Origin of the sequence: Clostridium sp. AF15-41 (genome assembly GCF_003604095.1) — a bacterium.
In the GTDB taxonomy this organism is placed as follows: Bacteria; Bacillota; Clostridia; order Lachnospirales; family Lachnospiraceae; genus Coprococcus.
In genome coordinates, this window is the sequence record NZ_QTMQ01000026.1 from 1 (window position 1) to 1,217 (window position 1,217).

Consider the following 1,217-nt stretch of genomic DNA (forward strand, 5'->3'; position numbering starts at 1 on the left):
ATATTTATAGTTTAAGTCTTATAAATTGTGATAATTATATTAGTTTAATTGTTATTAATAATATGGAAAAAAAGAAAATATATGTAAATGATATGACTGATATAACTGATGCATTATTTGTTTTTCTGCAATTTGGAGTTGTTTTATATAACTATATTGCATTGATTAGTACCATTGAAAATAGTGGGATAAAAATAAACGCATTAAATGATAAAGATATAATTACTTTGCTTAAAGATTATTAGAATTGAGGTATATAAATAAGCTGGAGAAACTTTTCATGAAATATATTGATGAATTAATAAGAAAACTGAATAATGAAAATATAATTATGAATGGTTGTACAGAAAAACAAATAAGTGAATTACAACAGCTTTGTAAAGGTTTTTGTTTACCACAGTCATATATAGAATTTATGAAATGTATGGGAAATGGAACTGGTGGACAATTTATGAGAGGTGACTCTTGCTTTATGAATGAAATATTTTATTTAAAAGAAGGAGCAAATGAATTACTTATTGAAAATAATTCTAAAAATATATTATTGGATGAAGATTTTGTATTTTGGATGAGTCAGGGGTGTATGTTTTGCTTTTTTAAACTGAATGAGGGAGATAATCCCCCAATATATTTTTATAATGAACATGGTAATGATAAGTTTGTAAGAATTGCTTATTCATTTACAGATTTTTTAATATCTCGCTTAGAAATGAATGGTTCATTATTTAAAGAAAAATGAATAGAGAATTGATAACAGATAAAAGAGAGTACGAATATGATTGATTACATAGGAATTGCAAGAAAAGCCGTAGAATGTGATGATATGGTCAAACTGTTAGAGGGAAAGGGTGAGTATCGTTGCGAATTTTATTATTATGGCTTTCCACCAGATGCGGATGTTACGGATTGGAATAATCTTATATCAAGAGGAATTTATGCACTGTATAACGAGGGTGGGTATGACTGTATTCCGGATATGATTATTGAAGCAATTAAAGAAATGTGTGAGGGAGATGTTGAAGAGGTATACTGTGCGTTTCGAGTTTTCTTTTGCGCTGTAAGGTATGAAAGACGGGATTTCAAACCGGCACCATTTCATATATCAGAGCAGATAAAACCTGTAGTTATGCAGTCGGTTTTTAATAATAAAGAAAAGTTAAGTAAATGTTTTGACTGGGAAGGATGGAGTCATTCTGATGGTATGTGGGGAGCTATAA

Annotated in this window: 3 protein-coding genes; all 3 read left to right on the plus strand. The window is 28.9% G+C overall.

Annotation, left to right across the window (positions count from 1 at the left end):
• On the plus strand, positions 1–245 hold a 245-nt coding region (locus DWW43_RS12210; RefSeq protein WP_207666015.1), incomplete at its 5' end, for a hypothetical protein.
• A gap of 35 nt (positions 246–280) precedes the next feature.
• Positions 281–739 carry an SMI1/KNR4 family protein gene (locus tag DWW43_RS11970; protein ID WP_119963776.1) on the plus strand — a complete coding sequence of 153 codons (459 nt, stop codon included), beginning with the start codon at positions 281–283 and terminating at the stop codon, positions 737–739.
• A gap of 36 nt (positions 740–775) precedes the next feature.
• Positions 776–1,217, plus strand: a 442-nt coding sequence (locus tag DWW43_RS11975) for a hypothetical protein (protein WP_243104492.1), incomplete at its 3' end; no start/stop codon positions are given.

What these genes read in the sequence shown, in the direction of transcription:
- DWW43_RS11970 (WP_119963776.1), top strand. Translation starts at nt 281, where the DNA reads ATGAAATATATTGATGAATTAATAAGAAAACTGAATAATGAAAATATA.